The organism is Frateuria edaphi (genome assembly GCF_021117405.1).
GTDB classification, from domain to species: domain Bacteria; phylum Pseudomonadota; class Gammaproteobacteria; order Xanthomonadales; family Rhodanobacteraceae; genus Frateuria_A; species Frateuria_A edaphi.
The window spans coordinates 3042502-3066199 of the sequence record NZ_CP088251.1; the positions used below are offsets into that span (position 1 = coordinate 3042502).

General features: G+C 64.9%; 15 protein-coding genes. 8 read left to right on the forward strand and 7 right to left on the reverse strand.

The window, feature by feature from the left end; translation table 11 throughout:
* Positions 1-429: 429 nt before the first annotated feature.
* The 6 genes from LQ772_RS14235 to LQ772_RS14260 all read right to left on the reverse strand — a co-directional run bounded on the left by LQ772_RS14235 (position 430) and on the right by LQ772_RS14260 (position 7256).
* Positions 430-1134 carry a DUF4145 domain-containing protein gene (locus LQ772_RS14235; protein ID WP_231321682.1) on the reverse strand — a complete coding sequence of 235 codons (705 nt, stop codon included), beginning with the start codon at positions 1132-1134 and terminating at the stop codon, positions 430-432.
* A 266-nt stretch (positions 1135-1400) separates the two neighbouring features.
* The gene (locus LQ772_RS14240) at positions 1401-2453 is read right to left on the reverse strand and encodes a RelA/SpoT domain-containing protein (RefSeq protein ID WP_231321684.1); all 1053 of its coding nucleotides are present in this window, start codon (positions 2451-2453) and stop codon (positions 1401-1403) included.
* Positions 2454-2544: 91 nt separating this feature from the next.
* Positions 2545-3339 carry a TIGR02391 family protein gene (locus LQ772_RS14245; protein ID WP_231321686.1) on the reverse strand — a complete coding sequence of 265 codons (795 nt, stop codon included), beginning with the start codon at positions 3337-3339 and terminating at the stop codon, positions 2545-2547.
* A gap of 115 nt (positions 3340-3454) precedes the next feature.
* A complete protein-coding gene (locus tag LQ772_RS14250) occupies positions 3455-4189 on the reverse strand; it encodes a TSCPD domain-containing protein (RefSeq protein ID WP_231321687.1) in 735 nt (244 codons plus the stop codon).
* A gap of 255 nt (positions 4190-4444) precedes the next feature.
* The gene (locus LQ772_RS14255; RefSeq protein WP_425600796.1) at positions 4445-5059 is read right to left on the reverse strand and encodes a histone H1-like repetitive region-containing protein; all 615 of its coding nucleotides are present in this window, start codon (positions 5057-5059) and stop codon (positions 4445-4447) included.
* A 46-nt stretch (positions 5060-5105) separates the two neighbouring features.
* Positions 5106-7256, reverse strand: a complete 2151-nt coding sequence (locus LQ772_RS14260; protein WP_231321688.1) for an adenosylcobalamin-dependent ribonucleoside-diphosphate reductase — start codon at positions 7254-7256, stop codon at positions 5106-5108.
* A 377-nt stretch (positions 7257-7633) separates the two neighbouring features.
* Between LQ772_RS14260 and LQ772_RS14265 the strand changes: the two genes are divergently transcribed.
* From LQ772_RS14265 to LQ772_RS14300, 8 genes are all read left to right on the forward strand, one after another.
* Positions 7634-9010 (forward strand): DegQ family serine endoprotease, encoded by a 1377-nt coding sequence (locus LQ772_RS14265; RefSeq protein WP_231321689.1) that lies wholly within the window; start codon positions 7634-7636, stop codon positions 9008-9010.
* Positions 9011-9217: 207 nt separating this feature from the next.
* Complete coding sequence (locus tag LQ772_RS14270) at positions 9218-10516, forward strand: LysM peptidoglycan-binding domain-containing protein (RefSeq protein ID WP_231321690.1); 1299 nt, start codon at positions 9218-9220, stop codon at positions 10514-10516.
* 14 nt (positions 10517-10530) lie between these two features.
* Positions 10531-11256: an HAD family hydrolase gene (locus LQ772_RS14275; RefSeq protein WP_231321691.1), complete on the forward strand. Its 726-nt coding sequence runs from the start codon at positions 10531-10533 to the stop codon at positions 11254-11256.
* Between the two features lie 200 nt (positions 11257-11456).
* Complete coding sequence (locus LQ772_RS14280) at positions 11457-12851, forward strand: leucyl aminopeptidase family protein (protein WP_231321693.1); 1395 nt, start codon at positions 11457-11459, stop codon at positions 12849-12851.
* A 133-nt stretch (positions 12852-12984) separates the two neighbouring features.
* Entirely contained in the window at positions 12985-14310 is a 1326-nt protein-coding gene (locus LQ772_RS14285) for an aspartyl/asparaginyl beta-hydroxylase domain-containing protein (protein WP_425600851.1), read from the forward strand.
* 240 nt (positions 14311-14550) lie between these two features.
* Entirely contained in the window at positions 14551-17367 is a 2817-nt protein-coding gene (locus LQ772_RS14290; protein ID WP_231321698.1) for a TonB-dependent receptor domain-containing protein, read from the forward strand.
* 103 nt (positions 17368-17470) lie between these two features.
* Positions 17471-19312: a tetratricopeptide repeat-containing sulfotransferase family protein gene (locus LQ772_RS14295; RefSeq protein ID WP_231321701.1), complete on the forward strand. Its 1842-nt coding sequence runs from the start codon at positions 17471-17473 to the stop codon at positions 19310-19312.
* A gap of 84 nt (positions 19313-19396) precedes the next feature.
* Positions 19397-21151 carry a M1 family metallopeptidase gene (locus LQ772_RS14300; RefSeq protein WP_231321702.1) on the forward strand — a complete coding sequence of 585 codons (1755 nt, stop codon included), beginning with the start codon at positions 19397-19399 and terminating at the stop codon, positions 21149-21151.
* A gap of 305 nt (positions 21152-21456) precedes the next feature.
* On the opposite strand, the gene LQ772_RS14305 is transcribed toward LQ772_RS14300, so the two are convergent.
* On the reverse strand, positions 21457-23694 hold the full coding sequence (locus tag LQ772_RS14305) for a carboxy terminal-processing peptidase (RefSeq protein WP_231321703.1): 2238 nt from the start codon (positions 23692-23694) through the stop codon (positions 21457-21459).
* Positions 23695-23698: the final 4 nt, after the last annotated feature.

The following is a 23698-nucleotide window of genomic DNA, read 5'->3' on the forward strand; positions in this document are numbered from 1 at the left end:
CTGTTGAGGCGGCAAGCAGGGGACGCCGGCGAGCGGGGGACCAATTAAATGAACCTGACCCCTTTTTATTGGACGTAATAAATCGTCCGAAACAGTCCGAAACAGGAATCAGAGCCGATTTTAAAAGTGCACTCTGACCCCAGTTTTTGGTTTTTGCGGGGAAAAATCGGAGCCCGGCGCTACTAAAAGAATCAAAAGAATGAAAAGAACGGGGTCAAAAGAATAAAAGAATGGGGTCAGGTTCATTTTCGAGGCCCAGAAAATGAACCTGACCCCATTTTTGGTAGATTCGTCGAGAAGTTCGGCTATCGCGCACCCAGTGAGCGTGCGGACGTGTTGGCCGCCAAAAGCAGAGGTCAGAGTCGACTTTCCAAAAAGTGCACTCTGACCCGTATTTTTGGGCGGCGAAATGATGACCCTTGTTTTTAGTCAGCTCCGACTCCCCCGCCTTTCGTCTCGCCTCTGCTTCGCAAGCTCGAGTTTCCTGGGCTCCGTATACATGCGCTCCAGAAGCGCAACCGTGAAATCGAGGAGGTCCTGCGCCTCATCCAAGGTCAACGTGCCATCGTGTGCACCGTCGTTGCCGTCTTGGTGGAGACATTCCGCAAGCTCCCGGAGTCCACTCGACAACCGGTTGTTTTCGAACAACCATTCGAGCCGCAAGCCCAAACTCCGGCGGATTTTGGCAGGCGGCGGCTCACTGGCATCAGCAGGTAGCATCGGCTTGGTCGCCAAATCAATGCAGAGGCGGAACATGGCAGCCGCGGCGTTCGGGCAGCCTACGGCTAAGCAAATCGCGCCCTCGTTGAAAGCGTTTTCTATGTTGTCCGGCAAGTATTCTGGGGGTGATATGCCGGTTCGGTCTTTTGCCGAAATATATCCTATGAGTTCAAAAAATTCGCGCAGTCGGGCGCCCGTATTAATGACTGTCCCTGAATCCCAGTTTTGCGCCCCCAAGTAGCGTGATCGTTGCTTAAGAACGAAAACCGTTGACGTGCCGCAAGCTCGGCACGCTGCAAATAGCTCAAACGTTTGCGCGCCTGGTGTGGTGCGAGCCGTCTCTACTGCGCTAAATAAAGAGAACGTGACCTTGTGCGCGCCGCACCTGGGACAATCCTCGACGATCTCTGACACAAAAATTCCTCTCTACGGACCGTAGACACCGAGCTGCCAACCGGCCTTGGGTGGGGGTGGGGAGCGGGACACGAACCTTAAGCAATCAGAAAGGGATCAGGTTCACTTCTTGACTGGAGGTAAGTGAACCTGACCCCGTTTTGCTTGTTTTGAGTCAGGCGAGGAAAGATGGAACGCCTTAATTCCCTCCGCCCTCTATTCCGAACCGATGAAAACGAACCTGGCCCATTTTTTAGGTGACCTTAATTGCCCCGCCCCTTTCTTTATTACGGCCCTTCGCTAGGCCCCCTGGTAAGCTGGTATAGCTTATTCAGGTGTTCGACGCCCATCGCTGTACGGGCTGCCTCTAAATAACCCTTACCGGTCGCTTTATCCAGCGCCTCTTGAATGCTTAGATTATTAAGGATATCCCCGAGGGAACTGTATCGATGAGTTTGTGATTCTCTGTTCTTTAGCTCCGATACCTGAGACCTTAGTTGGTTAATCGTTTGCTGTGAGGATGCGTCCTGCCTTTTTAGCCCCTCGAGCGAGCTCAGTAATCGGTCTATTTCTTCCAGGTTGCGCGCGTTTTCGCTCTGGGCGGCGTGCAGCTCAGTTTTATGGCGGTCGATTGTTTCCTTTAAACCTCGAACGAAGGAACCCATTTCGTCCGCATTTCCGCATAGTCTGTTAAATATGGTCAGGAAGTAAGCAACTATTTTATCGTCGCTAAAGTTGGGGTAGCGGATCGAATGGTCGATCTCGCTCCATCCTTCCTCGAAAATTGTCCTAACTTGCAACTCGGCAACGATCGGCCTGTTCAGGGGTCTTGTTTCAAAAACGTAATGAATCGACCGGTAGCCCTGTTTATGTTCTTGAATATCGATTCCCGCAGACGCATAGGCCTCGGATAGCTCGCTTGGATCGCCAGTTCGGATATACGCCACTGGTTTCTCTTTCAATTCGAGAATTCCCACCAAATCTCGATGAATGGTGGACCAGTCTGCCTTATAAAGGTGGAGCGCGCGGATTCCTACCAGATCAGTTACGGCAGTGTGGTAGTTTGAGGCATCTATATTGTCATACTTCGACGCCTTACTTGCCCGCTTCCTGATAATCTTTTCGATTAGGTGGTCCGGATTTTTTACTCGCCAGCGGACCGAGTGGACTGCCGGAATTTTTTGGATGGCGGAAGCCAGAAATTGCGCATTCTCCATCAGATTTGGGGCCTGCTGTATGAATGCGTCCCTTATTTTTAAGAGCTGGTCCCAGAGGCAATCGGCAGACTCCCATTCCGGAGTAGAGATATTATGATTGGAAAGGAAATCTTGAAGGCTCACGGCTTTTACCTCATTTTGCATGCTTACCCTGACGGATGAGTGCCGACCCTAAAACAAAGACAGCAACATAAAAGTGGCAAAGAACAGAAGGCTAAGCGTTAGTACGATCGAGCGAATTTGCCAACATACTCAGGAACGAAAGATATTCGACGGCATTTTGCGGGTGGTCTTCAACCAATCCATGTGCGCGAGGATTCCGGAGCGCCAGCATCGCGCCAGCAAACAGAAACATCATCCCTTGTTGCTCGCTCTTTTCACTATCATTCGTTTGGTCGTTGTATTTTAAAATTGGAGCCTTCGGACTAAACACAAGCTGCATGAGTTCCGTGCCGCTAAGGTCTTGGCGCATGCTCCGCATTTTTACCAGCATATCGAGAACTTTACAGCCAGCCTCAACTGCCTCCGCGTAGTGCCCGTTTTGAAAGAGCTTTGTACATGCGCGCGCTAGTTCAGGGTGTAGATTGAGATCCTCAAAGGCCCGCTTCGCGCGAGTTGCCGGAGTCTCTCCCCCATCGGCGAGCTTTTCCTGAAAAAGTTCGATGATGGTGCGGAGATTCGAAAGCTCTCGCTGCTTACTTTCAGCGACGCTCTCGATCACATCCGAAAGAGGAGTGGCATACATCATGTTGTAGCCAGCGCGGTCGAGTGAGCTTGAAGCGAACCGATGGCACTCAATAGTCCCGTGACCGAACACCTCCGAAATTGTGTCAGCGAGTTTAGTTTCAATGGCTTCTATGCGAGGGTCGCTGCGCTGTTTGAGAGACCTCGGATCAAAGTCTTCAAGATCTTTGATGCGCCGCTCCAGCTTTGGTATGGCGGATCGCATTTGTTCGGCCGTTAGATTTGCTGGCTGGGGGGCCGGCGCCGCACTTTTTCTTGCTGCCATAGAATTCTGACTCCTTTCACATGCTGCGAAACTCGGAACTTGATAGCCAGCTACCTATAGATAAGCAAAAGGCGGCCTCACAGCCGCCTTTTTCCTGTCCTTAGGAGTGAAACAGTCACCCGCACTTCGAATATCCACAATTCAAACAAGTCTGACACCCATCCATCAGCACCAGCGCCTGCGTATTGCACTTGGCGCACAAGGTCGCCCCCGGCGGGAACCCGCTGGCATTGCTCTCGCTGCTCGCCGCAGCCTCAGCCGCCTTCTTCCCCGCCGAAGCCGCCTCATACGCCGCCCGCTTCTCGGCAATCAGCTTCTTCTGCGCCTCGTCCATCTCCGGATCGTGGATGAGCCCGATGTTCTTCATATGCTGCTCGATCACCGCGCCGATCTCGGCCACGATGCTCGGCATGTAGACGCCGCCGGCCTTGAAATACCCACCGCGCGGGTCGAACACCGCCTTCAGCTCCTCGACGATGAAGGTCACGTCGCCGCCCTTGCGGAACACGGCCGAGAGGATGCGGGTGAGCGCCACGATCCACTGGAAGTGGTCCATGTTCTTCGAGTTGATGAAGATCTCGAAGGGACGGCGCTGTTCGTGCGGCGTGCCCTGGTTGAGCACGATGTCGTTGATGGTGACGTACAGCGCGTGCTCGAACAGCGGCGACTTGATCTTGAAGGTGGAGCCGACGAGCGATTCGGGACGCTCGACACTCTCGTGCATCTGGATGATTTCGGCTTGGCGCGGCTCGGCGGCCTTCTTCTCAGGTTGGGCAGCGACCGGGGCGGCCTTGTCTTCGGGCTTGACGACCTGGTAGCCCTTGATCTTCTTTTCGATCTTGATCGTCATGGGTGTTTTCTCTTTCTCTGGCGGGCCGTCGACACGCGGCCGGTGGTTGGACGATGCGTTGAAGCTCGCAGAAGGGGGAATCCATCTGGGGCGGCCCTTCTAAGGGCAGGAGCAAATGGATTTCCGCTTGTGCGGGAAGGCAGCACGCGCGGTGGTGGCTTTGGGTTCGCGGTCCCTGGCGGGAGGGCGGTGCGCGCGGCGCGGGTGGTGCGGAAGACTCCGGCCCGGGCGAACCCGGGCCGGGGTCGGTACGGCTTACTTGCGGCGGGCAGCCTTCTTCGGCGCCGCCTTCTTGCTGGCAGTGGACCGCTTGACCGTCGACTTGGCGACGGCCTTCTTGCTGGCGGACTTCTTCCCTGCCGCCTTCTTGGGAGCGGCCTTCTTCATGGCCGTCTTCTTGCTGCTGACCTTCTTGGCCGGTGCCTTCCTGGCGACCGCCTTCTTCGAAGCGCCCTTCTTGGCAGCGGCCTTCTTCGGGGCTGCCTTCTTGGCAGCAGCCTTCCTCGGCGCGGCCTTCTTGGCGGCAGCCTTCTTCGGGGCCGCCTTCTTGGCAGCGGCCTTCTTCGGTGCTGCCTTCTTGGCAGCGGCCTTCTTCGGAGCCGCCTTCTTGGCCGCGGCCTTCTTCGGCGCAGCCTTCTTGGCAGCGGCCTTCTTCGGAGCCGCCTTCTTGGCCGCAGCCTTCTTCGGCGCAGCCTTCTTGGCGGCGGCCTTCTTCGGAGCCGCCTTCTTGGCCGACGACTTCTTCGGCGCAGCCTTCTTCGCCGGTGCCGGCGTCTGCGGAGCCGGGGCGCCCATCGGCGCAGCGGCCGGCGTGTCGCCCGTGGACGGCATGGAACTGTTCTGCGCTTGGTTCTCGGTATCGATGGACATCTGGTCTTCCCCTCCGACTTAGGTTTTTGTGTGAGACCTGCGTTGGCTAGAACTTGCCGTAATAGCCTTCCTTCAGGGCATCGAACAGGTTGGCGGCGGTGTGCATTTCGCCGTCATATTCCACCTGCTCATTTCCCTTCAGTTCGATAACGCTACCGTCTTCCAATTCAAAGCGGTAGAGGGTGTTCGCAAGGTCCGTCTCCTTGACCAGCACGCCCTGGAAGGCGGCGGGGTTGAAGCGGAAGGTGGTGCACCCCTTCAGGCCCTGCTTGTAGGCGTAGAAGTAGATGTCCTTGAAGTCTTCGTACGGGTAGTCGGTGGGGACGTTGGCGGTCTTGGAAATGGACGAGTCGATCCACTTCTGCGAGGCGGCCTGGATATCCACGTGTTCCTTCGGGCTGATGTCGTCGGCGGCCACGAAGTACTCGGGCAGCTTGTTGGCCGCCTCGTCGGTGAACGGCAGCGCGTTCGCGTTGATGAGGGCGCGGTAGGCGAGCAGCTCGTAGCTGTAGACCTCGACCTTTTCCTTGGACTTCTTGCCCTCGCGGATCACGTTGCGCGAGTAGTGGTGGGCGAAGCTCGGCTCGATGCCGTTGGAGGCGTTGTTGGCCAGCGACAGCGAGATGGTGCCGGTCGGCGCGATCGAGCTGTGGTGGGTGAAGCGCGCGCCCGTCTCGGCGAGCTGTTCGACCAGGTTCGGCGCGACGGTGGCGATGCGCTGCATGTAGCGGCTGTACCTGGCGTGCAGCACGCGGCCGGGGATGGTGTCGCCGACCTTGTAGCCGTCCTTCGCCATTTCCGGGCGCTTGCGCAGCATGTCGCCGGTGACGGTGTAGTCCCTGGCGAGCACCGGGGCCGGGCCCTTTTCCTTGGCCAGGTCCAGCGCGACTTCCCAGCCGGCCACGGCCATCTCGCGGGAGACGTCCTCGGTGAAGCCGACCGCCGCTTCGGAGCCGTAGCGCATCTTGAGCATGGTCAGGGTCGAGCCCAGGCCGAGGAAGCCCATGCCGTGGCGGCGCTTGCTCATGATCTCGTTACGCTGCTGCTCCAGCGGCAGGCCGTTGATCTCGACCACGTTGTCGAGCATGCGGGTGAACACCTTGACCACTTCGCGGTATTCGTCCCAGTCGAAGCGGGCCTTCGGGCCGAACGGGTCGCGCACGAAGGTGGTCAGGTTGATCGAGCCGAGCAGGCAGGAGCCGTACGGCGGCAGCGGCTGCTCGCCGCAGGGGTTGGTGGCGCGGATGTGCTCGCACCACCAGTTGTTGTTCATCTCGTTGACCTTGTCGATCAGGATGAACCCGGGCTCGGCGTAGTCGTACGTCGAGACCATGATCATGTCCCACAGGTGCCGCGCGCGGATGGTGCCGTAGATCTTGCAGGCGACCAGGCCGTCCTCGCGGTCGACGTAGTTCTCGTGGGTGGGCCACTCGCGCCAGACGACCTTGGTCGGGTCGGCAAGGTCGATCTCGTCCTGCTCCTTGACGTGCACCGGGAACACCAGCGGCCAGTCCTGGTCGTGCTCGACCGCCTGCATGAAGCCGTCGGTGATCAGCAGGGAAAGGTTGAACTGGCGCAGCCGGCCGTCCTCGCGCTTGGCGCGGATGAATTCCTTGGCATCGGGATGGGAGATGTCGAACGTGCCCATCTGCGCGCCGCGGCGGCCGCCGGCCGACGACACGGTGAAACACATCTTGTCGTAGATATCCATGAACGACAGCGGGCCGGAGGTGTAGGCGCCGGCACCGGAGACGTACGCGCCGCGCGGGCGCAGCGTGGAGAACTCGTAGCCGATGCCGCAGCCGGCCTTCAGCGTCAGGCCCGCCTCGTGGACCTTCTCCAGGATGTCGTCCATCGAGTCGCGGATGGTGCCCGACACGGTGCAGTTGATCGTGGAGGTCGCCGGCTTGTGCTCAAGGGCACCGGCGTTGGAGGTGATGCGGCCGGCCGGGATCGCACCGCGGCGCAGCGCCCACAGGAAGCGCTCGAACCAGTGCGCGCGCAGTTCGTCGGTCGCTTCCACGTCGGACAGGGCGCGCGCGACGCGCTGCCAGGTCTCGTCGATGGTTCCGTCCACCGGCTCGCCCGCCTTGGTGCGCAGGCGGTACTTCTTGTCCCAGATGTCGTAGGAGGCCGGCTGCAGCGGGATGGCCGTGGCATCACGGTTGGCGGCGAGTGGTGCACGCATCGTGCTCATCGGATTGTCTGACTCCCGGCCTTGCGACCCATCTGTTGTTTTGACCAACGCCGCCGCGGCGCCGCCGGTTCCCTTCAAGGCCCTGGCGAGGCGGAGCGCGCGCGTTTTCCTTGAATATCCGGCCTTGCGGCGTCCTCCCCCGAGGTTGCCGCATCGACACAGCACTTGGGTGGGAGCCCGAACGACTCACACAAGATGTTGTGGTGCGACCGGGCATGAACGGTATCTCTGGCCTGCGTAGGCGTCAACAGAAATTTCTGTCAGGCACGGCCTGCATTGGCTGGCGCCCGATCCGCCGCGCGTCGTCGTCACCGTGGAACCCGGAGGCTCGGTTTACAGTCGCAGGTTGGGTCCGTTTTCAAGTCAAGGAGAACCGCATGACCGCCCGTCGCCCTTCGCCCGCGAGCGCCCTCATCCTGTGCAGTGCGCTGCTGCTTGGCTGGCCCCTCGCCAGCCGCGCCGCGCTGCCTGCGAGCGTGGCCGGCCAGCCGATGCCCTCGCTGGCGCCGATGCTTCAGAAGGTGACGCCGGCGGTGGTGAACATCTCCACCAGGACGCGGGTGGCGGTGCGTGATCCGTACTTCGACGATCCGATCTTCCGCCAGTTCTTCGGCCTGCCCTCCTCGCCGCGCGAGCGGGTGGAGCAGAGCCTGGGTTCGGGTGTGATCGTGGATGCCGCCAAGGGCTATGTCCTGACCAACAACCACGTGGTCGGCGGCGCGGACGACATCACCGTGACGCTGCAGGACGGACGCACCTTCAAGGGCAAGCTGATCGGCACGGATCCGGATACCGACGTGGCGGTCGTGCAGATTCCGGCCAAGGGACTGAAGGCGCTGCCGGTGGCGGACTCGTCGAACCTGCGCGTGGGCGATTTCGTGGTGGCGGTGGGCGATCCGTTCGGGCTGGGGCAGACGGTCACCTCGGGCATCGTCTCGGCGCTGGGCCGCTCGGGGCTCGGTGGCGCGGGCTACCAGAACTTCATCCAGACCGATGCCTCGATCAACCCCGGCAATTCGGGCGGCGCGCTGGTCAATTTGAACGGCGAGCTGGTCGGGATCAACACGATGATCCTGTCACCGTCGGGCGGTAACGTGGGCATCGGCTTCGCCATCCCCAGCGACCTCACCACGCAGGTGATGCGGCAGTTGATCGCGCACGGCAAGGTGGTGCGCGGGAGCCTGGGCGTGCAGACGCAGGACATCACCCCGCGCATCGCCAGGCTGCTGAACCTGTCGACCGACCAGGGCGTGGTGGTGACCCGCGTCGCGCCCGACTCGGCCGCGTCGCATGCGGGACTCGCGCCAGGCGACGTGCTGCAGGCGATCGACGGCAAGCCGCTGCACGACAGCGACGAACTGCACAACGCCGAAGGCCTGTTGCCGCTGGGCAGCCAGGTCACGCTGAAGCTCACGCGCAACGGCGAGGCCCGCCAGGTGCAGGCCACGCTGACGCCGGAGAAGCTCGCCACCGTCGACGGCGCCACGCTCGATCAGCGGCTGGCCGGGGTGCGTTTCAGCGAGCTGTCGATGGCGCAGCGCGGCCAGGGCGTCGCCGGCGTGGCGGTCACGTCGGTGCAGGGCGGCAGCCGTGCCGACCGCCTCGGATTGGACGAGGGCGATATCGTGATCGGCGTGAACAACCGGCGTGTCACGAGCCTGCGCGAACTGAGCGGGCTGGTGGCGATGCAGCCGCGGCAGCTGGTGCTGGTGGTGGAGAACGATGAGGGCGTGCGATACGTGCCCATGGATTGAGGGCGGCGCCGATCGAACTCCCGCTCTCCGGCGGGGAGAGGGCGCTGAGCGTTCGCGCCCCTACTCCGCCTTTGCTTAACGCCAACCTGTGACCGTGCTTGATGTTTGGCGACCGGACCGATGAAATACCGGACTCCCATCACTGCGCGCGTGCCATCTACACGGCACGCTCACGCCACTCATCGAAGCCGTAGGTCGTCCGAAGTCATGCCCGTCCGTTCCGTTCGCCTGTCCGTCGCCGCCCTGCTGGGCGCCTGCCTCACCACGGTCGCACTCGCCGCCGGGCCCACCCTGACCCTGCGCGGCGACGTGGCCACCACGCGAGGGCTGGTGCAGGACCTGGCCTCCGCCTGGAGCCGGAGCGGTCACGGCAAAGTCGACGTGCAGCCGTTCAATACCGCCTCGGGCCTGGATGCGCTGCGCAGCGGCAGCGCCGACATCGCCGGCAGCGCGCGCGACGGCAACGGCAGCGCGCAGGAGTCCGGGCTGGTGTTCACCCCGGTGGCGTGGGACGGGCTGGTGATGATCACCCACCCGAGCAACCCGGTCAGCAACCTCAGCCTCAAGCAGTTGCACGATATCTATTACGGCAAGATCACCAACTGGAGCGACGTCGGTGGCCGCAGCGCACCGATGAACGTTTACGCGGTGGCGAGCCCCGGTGACGGCGTCGAGTTCAGCCTGCGCAAGCTGCTGTTCGGCCGCGGCAACCAGCCGGTCGCGGCGCCGCGCCTGTACGTCAACACGGCCAAGCTCGAGGAAGCGGTGGCGCTCGATCCGAAGGCGATCGGCGTGACCACGCTTTCGCGCGTGGCCGGCAACGGCAAGGTGAAGATGATCCGCATCGACGGCACCGCGCCCAGCGCCGCCACCGTCGCCAGCGGCCGCTACGAGCTCTACTCGCCGCTCTACCTGGTGACCAACCCGTCCAGCCCGCACGCGGCCGAGGCCAAGGCCTTCGTCGACTTCGCCACCTCCAACCAGGCCACCGCCGCCCTGCGCGGGCACAACACCGTGCCTTACGCCGCCGGCAGCGCGCTGGCTGCGGCCGATGCCTCGCGCCGCGCGCAGATCCTCGCCGCGGTAGGCGCGCATGCCGTGGCGCAGCCGACGCCGAGCGCCGCGCCGCCGGTTGCCGCGCCGGGCGCCACGTACGCTTCGAGCGCCGCCATCGCGCCGACCTCCGAGCGCACCGCCGAGGCCAAGCGCGCGCTGGAGGAACGCCGCGCCAAGGCCGCCGAAAAGGCCAGCCTGAAGGGCGTGCACGGCGAGGCGACCACCGTCGATGCCGCCGCCGCGCGCGGCCCCGCCTTCGCCAAGGTCTCCGCCAGCGCCACGGTCAAGTCCACCGTCGCCAAGCCGCGCACCTACAAGGTCACCAAGGGCGACACGCTGTCCTCGATCGCCCGCTCGCACTCGGTCGACGTATCCGACCTGCGCGCCTGGAACCACCTGAAGGGCAACGAGCTGAAGGCCGGCCAGGTGTTGCGCCTCGGCGAGCGCTGAGCGCGGGTGCGCGCATGCGCATCCTCGCGCTGACGCTGGACCTGGACGACACCCTGTGGCCGGTGCTGCCGGCCCTGGAGTGCGCCGACCGCGAGCTTGACGCCTACCTGCGCACGCACCATCCGGAAGTCGCCACGCGCTGGCCGATTCCCGCGATGCGCCAGCTGCGCGCGCAGGTCGCCGCCGAGCGGCTGGACCTGGCGCACGACTTCACCACGCAGCGCCACCTGACCATGCAGCGCGCCTTCGAAGCCTGCGGGTTGGCCCAGGCGCCGATCGAGGCGTTGTGGGAGGTCTACTACGCCGCACGCAACCGCGTGGAGCTCTATACGGACGCCCTGCCGGCGCTCGAGCGGATCACCGCGCGCTGGCCGGTGGCGAGCCTGACCAACGGCAACGCGGATCTGGAACGGATCGGCATCCACGCGCATTTCCATTGCCAGGTCTGCGCGCGCGACACCGGCGTGGGCAAGCCGGACGTGCGGATTTTCCAGGTGGCGGCCGAGCGGCTCGGCGTGCCGCCGGAGCACATCCTGCACGTAGGCGACGACGCCGACCTGGATATGCGCGGCGCGCGCGAGGCGGGCCTGCGCACGGCGTGGATCAACCGCGAGCGGCTGCCGTGGCCGGACGGGCTGGGCGAACCACCGGACCTGGACCTGCCCGACATGGGTGCGCTGGCGGGTTGGCTGGAGCGCAGCCAGGGGCTGGCAGGCGGCTCCGGTTCGCAAACCTTGTAGGAGCAGCGAAGGCGGCACACGCATCGGTTCCGCCCCTTGTAGCACCCGTGCGCGACCGGGGAGATGGCGGTTGCGCACAAGTGCGCTCCTACAGGGATCTGCTTCGCACGCGTTATCGGGTGCGTAGCTGGTGGCGGTTTGGCATCTCCCACGCATCGGCGCATCATGGTCGACTCGCCGCAGCCATGAGGCACGAAGCCATGCCGGAGCGCTCCACGTCCGCCCTGACCGAACGCAAGGCCGGCAAGGCCCAGGGCGTCGCCATCGAGACCATCGACAGCGCGCGCTACAAGAACACCTTGAAGCGCCTGGACGCCACTCAGCGCCGCTGGCTGGAACAGACCGGCTTCGAACCCAGGCCAGGACGCTTCGCCCTGTTGCCCGATGCCAGCGGCAAGCTCGCCCGCGTGCTGGTGGCGGTCGATCCGTCCGAGCCGCTGGGCGCACTGGCCGGACTGCCGTATGCGCTGCCGGCCGGCACCTATCATCTGGCCGAGGCCGGCGCGCTTGCCGATACGCACCACGCAGCGCTGGGCTGGGCGCTGGGCGCCTACCGTTTCGAGCGCTATCGCAAGGGCGGGCGCGTGCCGGCCACGTTGGCCATACCCGCCGCGGAGCTTGCCGCGCTGGCGCCGCTCATCGAAGCCACCGCGCGCGTGCGCGACCTGGTCAACACGCCGACCGAGGACATGGGCCCGGAGCAACTGGCCGATGCCGTGAAGCAGGTGGCCAAGGCGCACAAGGCCAAGATCCGCGATTGGGTCGGCGATGAGCTGCTCAAGGCCAACTTCCCCACCATCCACGCCGTCGGGCGCGCCAGCCATCGCGCGCCGCGGCTGGTCGAGTTGAGTTGGGGCAAGGCGTCCGATCCGAGGCTGGTGATCGTCGGCAAGGGCGTGTGCTTCGACACCGGCGGGCTGGACATCAAGCCGTCCGATGGCATGCGCAACATGAAGAAGGACATGGGTGGCGCGGCGCACGCGATCGCCCTGGCCGGACTGGTGATGCAGGCGCAGCTGCCGGTGCGGCTGACGCTGCTGGTGCCCGCGGTGGAGAACGCCATCGCCGGCAACGCGATGCGCCCGGGCGAGGTCATCACCACCCGCGCCGGCCACACGGTGGAAGTGGACAACACCGATGCCGAGGGTCGCCTCATCCTGTGCGACGCGATCGCCTATGGCGCGGAGCAGCAGCCGGACCTGATGCTGGACTTCGCCACCCTGACCGGTGCCGCGCGCGTCGCGCTGGGCCCGGACCTGCCGGTGCTGTTCGCCAACCAGGACGCGGCGGCCGATGCCTTGCTCGAGGCCGGTCGTGCAGTGGACGATCCGCTGTGGCGGCTGCCGCTGTGGCGGCCGTACCGCAAGATGCTCGAGTCGTCGGTGGCGGACTTCGCCAACTCGGGAGCCTCGCGACATGCCGGCGCCATCACCGCGGCGCTGTACCTGGAGCGGTTCGTGCCCGATGGTCTGCCGTGGCTGCACCTGGACACCTACGCCTGGAACGATGCCGACCGCCCCGGCCGCCCGCGCGGCGGCGAGGCGATGGGCCTGCGCGCCATGTTCGCGTTCCTGCAGCACCGCTACGCGCACTGATCTCCCGGCCGACGCATCAGTAAGGTGGGTTAGGGCCCACCGTGCCGCGCGACCGGGAAAGGCGGGCTGAAGCCCACCCTGCGACCGCATGACCGGTCGCATGATCCGGTACGCTGCGCGCATGAACGCATCGATGCACGCTCCCGATGCTGCGGCTGTCGCGGCCTGCCGCGAAGAGGCACGCGCAGCACTGCAGCGCGGCGACTTCGCCCGTGCCGAGCAGGCGTTTTCAAGGCTGCTCGAACTCCGCCGCGACGACGTCGAGACGCTGCAATTCCTGGCCTCTTGCCAGCTCGGCCGTGGCGACGCGGCACGCGCGATCGAATGGTTGCGCACGGCGCACGATGCCCAGCCCCAGGACGCCGCGATCCTGCATCAACTGGGTGCGGCACAGGTCGTGGCCGGGGATCTGCGCGGCGCGGAAAAAAGCCTGCGCGAAGGCCTCGCGCTGGCGCCCGGCATGTTCGTCGCGCGCCTGCGCCTGGGCGTGGTGTACGAGCAGCAGGGGCGCCGGCACGAGGCCGTGACCGCTTACCAGGGCGCGATCAACGCCGCGCAGGCGCAGGGGCGCTGGCTCAGCGACGAGACCACCGCGCCGGGCGTGCGCGAGGCGGTGAAACACGCCGCGCAGTACGTCGCCGCGGGCCGTCGCGAACTGTTCGACGCGGTCATCGAGCCATTGCGGCAACGATACGGGCGGACGGAACTGAGCCGCGTCGACCAGTGCCTGGCCATCTATCTGCGCGAGCGGCCCGCGCTTCTGCCCGATCCGCGGCAGCGTCCCTTGTTCCTGTATTTCCCTGGCGTGCCCAGCCAGCCGTTCTATCCGCGCGAGCGCTTCCCGGAGCACGCGCGACTGGAAGCGGCGGTCGATGTGATACGCGAGGAACTGCGCGCCGTGCTGTCGGATGCGGACGATCCGCTCGTGCCGTTCCTGGGCGCGCCCTCGGCCGAGGCGATCGCGGCGCGATTGCTCGGTTCGACCGGCGCGCAAGAGGCATCCTGGGATGCGTTCTTCTTCTATCGGCACGGCGTGCGCCATGACGGAAATTGCGCGCGCTGCCCGCGTACCAGCGGCCTGCTCGATGCCATGCCGCTGGTCCGGGTTCGCGACCACGCGCCGGAAACCCTCTACTCGGTGTTGCGCCCGGGCACGCACATCCTGCCGCACCGCGGTGTCACCAACACGCGCCTGGTCACCCACCTTCCGCTCATCGTGCCGACCGACTGCGCGCTGCGCGTCGGTGGTCAAACCCACGTGTGGGAGGAAGGCCGCTGCGTCACCTTCGACGACACCTTCGAGCACGAAGCGTGGAACCGCAGTGGCCAGACCCGCGTGGTGCTGATCGTGGACAGCTGGAATCCCGACCTCAGCGAGGTGGAGAGGATGGCGGTGAGCGAGCTGGTCGCGGCCATCGGCGACTTCAACCGGTCCACGGCGGAACCTGATCCGCCATGAGCCACACGGCCGTCCAGACGGCCGGAAGATAGTGGCCATGACAGCCGCCTTGCACACCCATGACTGAGGGCATGGGCACTTGCTTGTTAAACAGTTGTTGCTGTCATACTCGGTGCGCTCGAAATGAGCGGGGGAAGCAGGGATTTACTTCACCGGGGAGTGCACATGAAATACGACTTGAATCACTTGTCATTGGCAGTGCGTCTGGCGTTGAGTGCGGGTGTTTTTTCGGTAGCGGGAGTGGCTCAAGCGCAAGTGTCGACACCGGACAGTCCGCAGTCGACCGAACAGACGTCGCAAGACCAGGCCACGCCGCCCTCCAAGAAGGAAGCGAAAACGCTGGAGTCGGTCCAGGTGACCGGCTCGCTGATCCGGCGCGTAGACGCCGAGACGGCCAGCCCGGTGATCACGCTTGACCGCGCAACGATCAGCAACTCGGGCAAGCCCGTGCTGGGCGACGTGCTGCAACAGATGCCAAGCATTTCCGGCAATGCCACCAATCCGGCCAACAACAGCAACGGTGGCGGCGTGGCCAGCCCGTTGCTGGAAGCCGGCGATGGCGCGTCGCGCGTCTCGCTGCGCGGCCTGGGCAACAACCGCACGCTGGTGCTGGTCAACGGCCAGCGCATGGCCAACCCGGACATCAACCTGATTCCGCCGGAGATGATCGAGCGGGTCGACGTGCTGGCCGAAGGCGCCTCGACGGTGTACGGCTCCGACGCCATCGGCGGCGTCGTCAACTTCATCCTTCGCAAGGACTTCAAGGGCGCCCAGTTCAGCCTCAACGACGGCATCTCCAGCCATGGCGATTCGCGGCGCCACGGCTTCAACCTGACCGGAGGCATGACCGGCGAGCGCTACAGCATTGCCGCCGGCCTCGACTACAACAAATACGACGCGACGCTCGGCGCCGAGCGCAAGTTCTCCAAGCAGCAGTTGTACCTCTCCAGTGGTTCGGTGGTGGCGGCCGGTTCCAGTTCGATCCCGACCGGCCGCATCCAGGTGCCTGCCTCGGTCGCTGCCCAGTATGGCTGCGCGGTCGATCCGACGACCGGCACCGCCCAGGTGACGCTGGCCTCGGGCGACGGGTCGAGCCAGGCGGACTATCGCTGCCGGCTTTCCTCCGACACCTACAACTACGCCGCGCTCAACTACATCCAGACCGCGCAGAAGCGCACCAACGGCTTCGTGCTGGCGAACTTCAACGTCACCGACAACGTGACCGCGTTCGTCGACGCGTTCTACAACCACACGGTGTCCAGCGGCCAGGACGCGCCCTCGCCGGTCGGCACGGGCGACGGCCTGATCATTTCCGCGGACAACCCGATCAATCCGTTCGGCATCACGTTCAGCCAGAACGCGATCGCCGGCGATCCGAACAGCGGCTACAACTTCCAGACCCGCCTGACCGGTGCCGGCACGCGCGTGCACAGCTACACCACCAACACCGGGCAGATCAACGCGGGGCTGCGCGGCAATTTCGGCCAGACCAGCAGTTGGATCTGGGATGCCTCGATCAACTACAGCCACACCAAACGCGACCAGCGCGACACCAACGAGGTCGACATTCCCTCGTTGCAGGCCGCCGTGGATGCCGGCGCGAACATCTTCGACCAGGCGAATGCCGGCGATGTGCTGAGTGCCGGCGTAAAGACGCCGATCTACGTCTTCACCCAGTCCACCAAGCAGGCCCAGGTCGACGCCAGCGGCGAGCTGTGGGACCTGCCCGCCGGCCCGGTGCAGCTGTCCGTCGGCGCCCTGTACCGCAAGCAGTTCATGAACTACACCGTGAGCGACTTCGCGGTGCTCGATCCGGTGACCACCACCTGCCAGATCCTGCAGGAAGCCTGCGGCTCGCCCGGCCGTGGCAGCTACAACGTCAAGGAGCTGTTCGCCGAGACGCTCATCCCGCTGGTCTTGGACGTGGCATGGGCCAAGTCGCTGTACCTGGACCTGGGCGTGCGCAGCTCCAACTACAGCACCACCGGCACCACCACCAACGGCAAGATCGCGATCGAGTGGCGCCCGACCGACGACCTGCTGGTACGCGGCACGGTCTCGCAGGTGTTCCGCGCGCCCAACCTCAACGAGCTGTACGACGGTCGCACGCTGGTCCAGCCGGTGCTCAACGACCCCTGCGTCGGGCTCTCCGCGGCTGAGCTCGCGCAGCACCAGGCGGCCTGCCAGTTCGTTCCGGTGAACTGGGCAGGCAACGATCCGGCGCAGGTCAACACGTTCTATTCCGGTGCCGCCACGGTGGGCGCGTCGCTGAAGCCCGAGAAGGGCAAGTCGATCGATTTCGGCCTGGTCTACGATCCGGACTGGGCGCCGGGCGTCTCGACCAGCCTCGACTTCTGGCACATCTACCTGTCCGACACGCTGACGGCGATCCAGGCCGATACCGTCGTCAACTCCTGCTACAACAACAGCGCCAGCCCGTACTGCTCGTTCATCACGCGCCAGGACAACACCAGCCGGCAGCCGGGCCAGGTGTTCCTGATCAACACGCCGGTGGTCAACCTGGGCACCCTCAGCACGTCCGGCATCGACTACACGCTGCGCTACAAGATCCCGCACTTCAATGTGGGCAGCATGGATCCAGGCAACTTCCGGGCCGGCCTCAACACCAGCTACACCTCGACCTACAACGTCAACGCCACGCCGGACGAAGCGGACTCGGAGACGATCAACTACGCCGGCACCTACACGCCGCAGTTCGGCAACATCTCGCGCTGGCGCGGGACGGTCACGCTCAACTGGGACAAGGGCAACTGGAGTGCCCAGTGGCAGTCCCGCTACATCAACAGCCTGACCGCGCTCAATGCCGACGCCGCCATCCACGGCGTGGACATCCCGGTGGCCTCGGTGGTCTACCACTCCATCCAGCTGGGCTATTCGGTGCCCTCGATCCACACCCGCTTCGACGTCGGCGTGGACAACCTGATGGACAAGCAGCCGCCGCGGCTTTACCAGAACGGTTCGAACTACAACGTGGACACCGCGACCTACGATGTACTCGGCCGCTACTACTGGGCTCGTGCGACAGTGAAGTTCTGACGCTCCACGCCAGCGAAGCTTGCTGACGGCACCCGGAGGGGTCGCGGATAACTCCGCGGCCCCTCTTGCATAATGCGGATCGGCCGACCGCGATCGAGGACGCATGCCCCACTCCGCCACCGACCTGGCCGATGCCTACAACGCCGGCGACATGGAGCGCGTGATCGCGCTCGCCAGCGCGGCGGGCGACCGGGCCGACGAGGGCATCCAGCTGCTGCTCGGACTGGCGCAACAGGCGACCGGCCGCTACGGCGAGGCTGCCACCACGTTTCGCCAACTCGCGCAGCAGCGCCCGGACGTGTCGGCCTATTGGAACAACCTGGGCGTCGCCAGCCGGCTGAGCGGCGACCTGGCCGCCGCCGAGCAGTCGCTATCGAAGGCCAGATTGCTGGCGCCGGACGATGCCGACGTGCTCTACAACCTGGGCCTGCTCTACATCCAGCAGCGACGCTGGCTGTTGGCACGGGAGACGCTGCTCGACGTGGTGGGACGCGCGCCGGACTTCATCGACGCGCGCCTGCAGGCCGCGTTCGCCTGTTACGTGTGCGGCGACAATACCTGGCAGGAGGCGATGTTGGCCGGCGCCATCGACTGGCCGGCGCAACCGGCCGAGCAGGCGTTGATCCTTTCCTCGATGTTGTCGGCGCAAGGCGAGCTCCAGACCGCGCTGCGCGCGCTGGCGCAGGCGCAATTGCCCGACGGACCCGCGGGCGAACTGTTGCGGCTGCGCATCGCGGCGCAGCGGGTGTTGCTGCATGAGCGCAACAACCAGATCGACGAAGCGAAACGGCAACTCGAGCAGCTGCCGCTCGGCGCACTCGACGCCTTGCCGATGGACGCGCACCAGGTGCGTGCGGACGTGTGGCGCGCGCACGCCGCGCTGGCGATGCGCGCCGGCGCCTACGCCGAGGCGGCGACGCTGTACCGGAAGGCGCTGGCGCTTGCCGACGACGACGAAACCCGCGCCAGCGCCGGCTTCGCCCTCGCCGCTGCGCGCGATCGGCTGGGCCAGCACGCCGACGCGTGGCAGGCCTTGCGGGCCGCGCACGAAGCGCAAGTGGAGATCGCGCGCACCGTGCTGCCGGAACTGCTGGCGCCCGACAGCCAGCCTCTGCAGATGGCCGACGTCGATCGCGCCGCCCACGCCCGCTGGAGGCCATTGCCCGCGCCGGATGGCCGGCAGAGCCCGGTCTTCGTCGTGGGCTTTCCTCGTTCGGGCACGACCTTGCTGGAGCAGATGCTCGATGCCCACCCGGATTTCCGGTCGATGGACGAGCGGGCCTTCATCCATGAGCTGACGCAACGCATGGAGCAGGTCGGCCAGCGCTACCCGGCCGACCTGGCGAACCTGACCGGGACCGAAGCCGACCAGCTGCGCGCGGCCTACTTCCGGATGGTCGGGCGCGTGTTGCCGGACCTGGGGCGGCATCGGCTGGTGGACAAGAATCCGCTCAACATGCTGTGCCTGCCGATGATCATGCGGCTGTTTCCCGAGGCGCGCATCATCCTGTGCCTTCGTCATCCCTGCGATGTGCTGCTGAGCTGCAGCATGCAGCCGTTCCGCTCACCGGCGTTCATGGTGCTGTGTTCGTCGCTGCAGCGCCTGGCGCGCGGTTACGTGCAGGCCTTCGAGCAGTGGTATCGGCAGGCGGAGGTGTTCGCGCCCCGGGTGCTCGAGTGGCGCTATGAATCGGTCGTCGGCGACCTGGACGATCACCTCGCGCGGCTGGGGACGTTTCTCGACGTCGCCGATGCCTCGCCGATGGCGCGCTTCGCCGATCACGCAAAAAACAAGCGCTTCATCAGCACGCCCAGCTATGCGCAGGTCACCCAGGGCGTCCATCCGGGGTCGGTCAACCGCTGGCACGGCTACCGCGACCAGTTCGAACCCGTCCTGCCGCTGCTGCGGCCGCTGATCGAGCGCCTCGGCTACTCCTGCCGATAACCGGACGCCGGCGTGACTTCTGGCCTAGTCGCGGCAACCGCGCACGCGGCATGCTGGCTGATCGAACCCCAAGGAGTCGTCCCCATGCACCCACGCCTGTCCCTGCTGGCGCTTGGCGTTGCGCTCGGCCTGTCCGCCGGCGCGCACGCGTCCGAGCCGGTCGCCGTCGAGCAGCCCAAGCTCACCGCCCAGACGCTCGATTCCGGCGGAACCATGCCGGCCGAGCAGGCCCGCCTGCATTTCGACCACGCGGAACTGCATTTCTCCATCGATCCGGACAAGCGCCACCTCGATGGCGAAGCCACGTTGCGCTTTACCGCGCGCGAGCCGACCGACGTCCTGCTGCTGGACCTGGACAGGAACCTGCCGATCCGCAGCATCGCCGTCGACGGCAAGCCGCTCGCAGGGAGCGCCTGGAGCAATCCGGACGGCCGCCTGCGCATCCAGTTGCCCCAAGCCCTGGCCAAGGGCGGCAGCGTAAGCACCACCATCGCCTACGGCGGTCAGCCGCACGTGGCCAAGCGCGCGCCGTGGGATGGCGGGTTCGTGTGGAGCCGTACGCAGGACGGCCAGCCGTGGGTCGCCAGCGCGGTCGAAGGCGAGGGCTGCGACCTGTTCTGGCCGTGCATCGATCAGCCCACCGGCGAGCCGGACCTGGTGGACACTTGGGTGACCGTGCCCAAGGCGCTGGCCGCGCCGGGCAACGGCGTGCTGGTGGACATCAAGGACAACGGCGCCACGCGCACCTGGCACTGGCGGATCAAGCAGCCCGACACGTACGCGATCACGATCAACGTGGGACCGTTCGAAGAGCTCAAGGGCGACTACAAGAGCCGCTACGGCAACACCATCCCGATGGAACTGTGGTATCTGCGCGGGCACGAAGCCGGTGCCAGGGCGTTGTTCGCCGAGTTCCCGCGCATGCTCGACTTCTTCGAGCAGGAAATCGGCCCCTATCCCTTCGGCGACGAGAAGATGGGTGTGGTCGAAACGCCCCACCTGGGCATGGAACACCAGACCATCAACGCCTACGGCAACGGCTATCCGAAGAGCGAGTACGGCTACGACTGGCTGCTGCAGCACGAGTTCGCGCACGAGTGGTTCGGCAACCAGGTAACCAACCGCAACTGGGACGACATGTGGCTGCACGAGGGTTTCGGCACCTACATGCAGCCGCTCTACGGGCAGTACCTCAACGGCGACATGCCGTACTTCGCGATGCTTCACGACGAGCGGATGAAGCTGTCGAACAAGGTGCCGATCGTGTCCGGCCAGCCGAAGACCGAAGAGCAGGTCTACGACGGCAAGACCGGGCCGGGCCTGGACATCTATTACAAGGGCTCGCTGGTGATGCATACGCTGCGCGGGCTGATCGGCGACGACGCGTTCTTCGAGAGCGTGCGCCGGCTGGTCTACGGAAGGCCGGATCCGAAGCCGGGCAACTTCAAGCCGCGCTATGCCACGACGAAGGATTACCTCGGCATCGTCGACCAGGTGACCGGCAAGAACCTCAAATGGTTTTTCGACGTGTACCTGTATGACGCGGCACTGCCGAAGCTCGAGACGACCCGGCATGGCGACAACCTGCAGTTCCGCTGGGTGACCGGCCACGGCGAGCCGTTCCCGATGCCACTGGAAGTGCAGGTGGGCGATACCGTGCGCACGTTGGCGATGGCCGACGGCACAGGCGAACTGCGCGTGCCGGAAGGGAGCTTGATGATCGTCGACCCGCGTTCGAAGGTGCTGCGCGAGATGCCCCACGTGGAGGCGTTCCAGGCGTGGGAGAAGGCGCAGGCAGCGGAGAAGAAGGCTCGGGAGAAGACGGGGAAGAAGGACTGAGGCCGGGTTGTCGGTGGACAGTCGGGTAGCCCTTCGACTTCACCGCGCTACGCCCAGGGCGAACGGCTTTTGGTGGTGCGCAGCTTCCGATTCCGTTCCTTCCGGGAAGGGATGACGGCGAGGACTGGATGGTTCGGTCCGAGCGAAAGGGACGGCGGAACTCGTACTCGTGCTTTCGCTCGAATCCTCTCCGTGTGCCGACAGGCGGGTGAGGGTTCGGGCGAGGCCGAAGATACCCAACCCCGCGGAATGGACTCCCGAACGACAAAAAAAAGCCCGGCCAGGCCGGGCTTTTTTTCGTCACTTCAGCGTGGCTCTGTCGCCGGTTTCTCCGGCGCCATCACTGCCGCGGTGGAGAACTTGCCGCCATAGGGCAACACTTCCGCGGCCAGCTTGGGGTTGCCCTTGATCAGGCCGATCGCGTCGAACAGGATGTGCGCGGTTTCCTGCAGCTCCGGATCCTTGGCGTTCTTGGCTTCCTTCTCCTGCTTGAGCTCGGCCTTGAGGCTGCGCTCGTTGGCGTTGAGGCCATCGTCCAGCGGCGATTCCTCGCCGGCCAGGCTGCCGTCGGTACCATCGATCGCCTTGTGCCGCGCGCGGAAGTCGGCCTGGATCGCGTCCTGACGCTTGCGCTCGGCCTGGCGCTCGGCGAGGTTCAGCGACACCGTGGTCTGGTCGCGCATTTTCTTGTATTGCGCCAGCTCGTCCAGCATCAGCTGCCAGGCCGGCGACTTGACCACGCGCGCATCGTGCTTGGACTTCAGCTGCGGCAGGTAGGCGGAGAGATCCGCGACCTGGCTGTACGGCGCTTTCTGGATCTGCGTCCACGGCAGCGCGTTGTCGTAGGTCGACTCGCCGAAATCCTTCTCGTCGCCGTTCTTCGGGAACAGGATGTCGGGCGTCACGCCCTTGAGCTGGGTCGAGCCGCCGTTGATGCGGAAGAACTCGGCGATGGTCATCTTCAGTTCGCCGTACTGCGGCTTCTCGCTGTCGCCCTGGGCGAAGCGGTCCAGGTCCACCAGGTTCTGCACGGTGCCCTTGCCGAAGGTCGGCTCGCCGACGATCAGGCCGCGGCCGTAGTCCTGGATCGCGGCGGAGAAGATCTCCGAGGCCGAGGCCGAGCCGCGGTTGACCAGCACCGCCATCGGACCACTCCAGGTCAGGCCCGATTCGTCGTCACCCTGCACTTCGACCTGGCCGCGCGCATCGCGCACCTGCACGACGGGGCCCTGGTCGATGAACAGGCCGGTCAGTTCGTTGGCCTCGGCCAGCGAGCCGCCGCCGTTGTTGCGAAGGTCGACCACCACGCCCTGTACGCCAGCGGCCTTGAGCTCGCCGAGCAGCTTGGCGACGTCGCGGGTGGCGCTCTTGTAGTCCTTGTCGCCTTCGCGGCGCGCGCCGAAGTCGGAGTAGAAGGTGGGCAGGTCGATCACGCCGATCTTGCGGGTGGCGTCGCCATCCTTGACCTCGATGATCTTCTTCTTGGCCGCCTGTTCCTCGATGCTGACCTTCTTGCGCACCATCGTGACCAGCTCGTGCTTGCCGTCGGGGCCGGCATCGGCGGGCAGGATCTCCAGCCGCACGGTGGTGTCCTTCTTGCCGCGGATCTTGTCGACCACGTCGTCCAGGCGCCAACCGATCACATCGACCATCGGGCCGTCGGTGCCCTGTCCGATCGCCACGATGCGATCACCCACTTCGATCTTGCCGGACTTGTCCGCCGGGCCACCGGGGACGACCTCGCGGATCTGCGTGTATTCGTCGCGTGCCTGCAGCACCGCGCCGATGCCTTCGAGCGACAGCTTCATGGCGATATCGAAGTTTTCCGCCGCGCGCGGGCCGAGGTAATCGGTGTGCGGATCGGTGGTCTCGGCGTAGGCGTTCATGAAGGTCTGGAACGCATCTTCGCCGTCGAGCTGCTTCACGCGGTCGATGTAGCCGGCGTAGCGCTTGTCCAGCGTCTTGCGGATGTCGTCGTCGCTCTTGCCGGCAAGCTTCAGGCGCAGCCAGTCGTTCTTGGTGCGCTTGCGCCACAGGTCGTCCAGCGCGGTCTGGTCGGCCGGCCACGTGGCGTGCTCGCGATCGTAGGTGTAGTTCTCTTCCTTGGTCAGGTCGAAACCCTGCTTGAGGAGGCCGCGCGCGAAGTTCATGCGATCGACGGCGCGCCGGACGTACAGGTTGAACACGCTGAACGGGCCGGAGAGATCCTTGTTCCAGATGGCGTCGTCGAACTTGGTCTTCAGCGGTTCGAAGCGGGCCATGTCGGCCTGGGTGAAGAACACCTTCTCGCCGTCGAGCATGTCGAAGTAGGCCTTGTAGATCTTGGCCGACATGACGTCGTCGAGCGGCTTGGCGTCGTAGTGGAAGCGCGTCAGGAAGCGCGCGGACAACTGCGCGGCGTCGGCCTGGGTGTCGGTGGACTTCAACGGCAGCGTGGAAGCCTTGTGGCCTTCCTCGCCCTGCACGGCGGGCGCCTGCGCTTGGGCGTGGGCGGCCGGCAGGACCAGGGCAAGCAGCAGGGCGAGCGTGGGGCGCAGGGTCATGGGA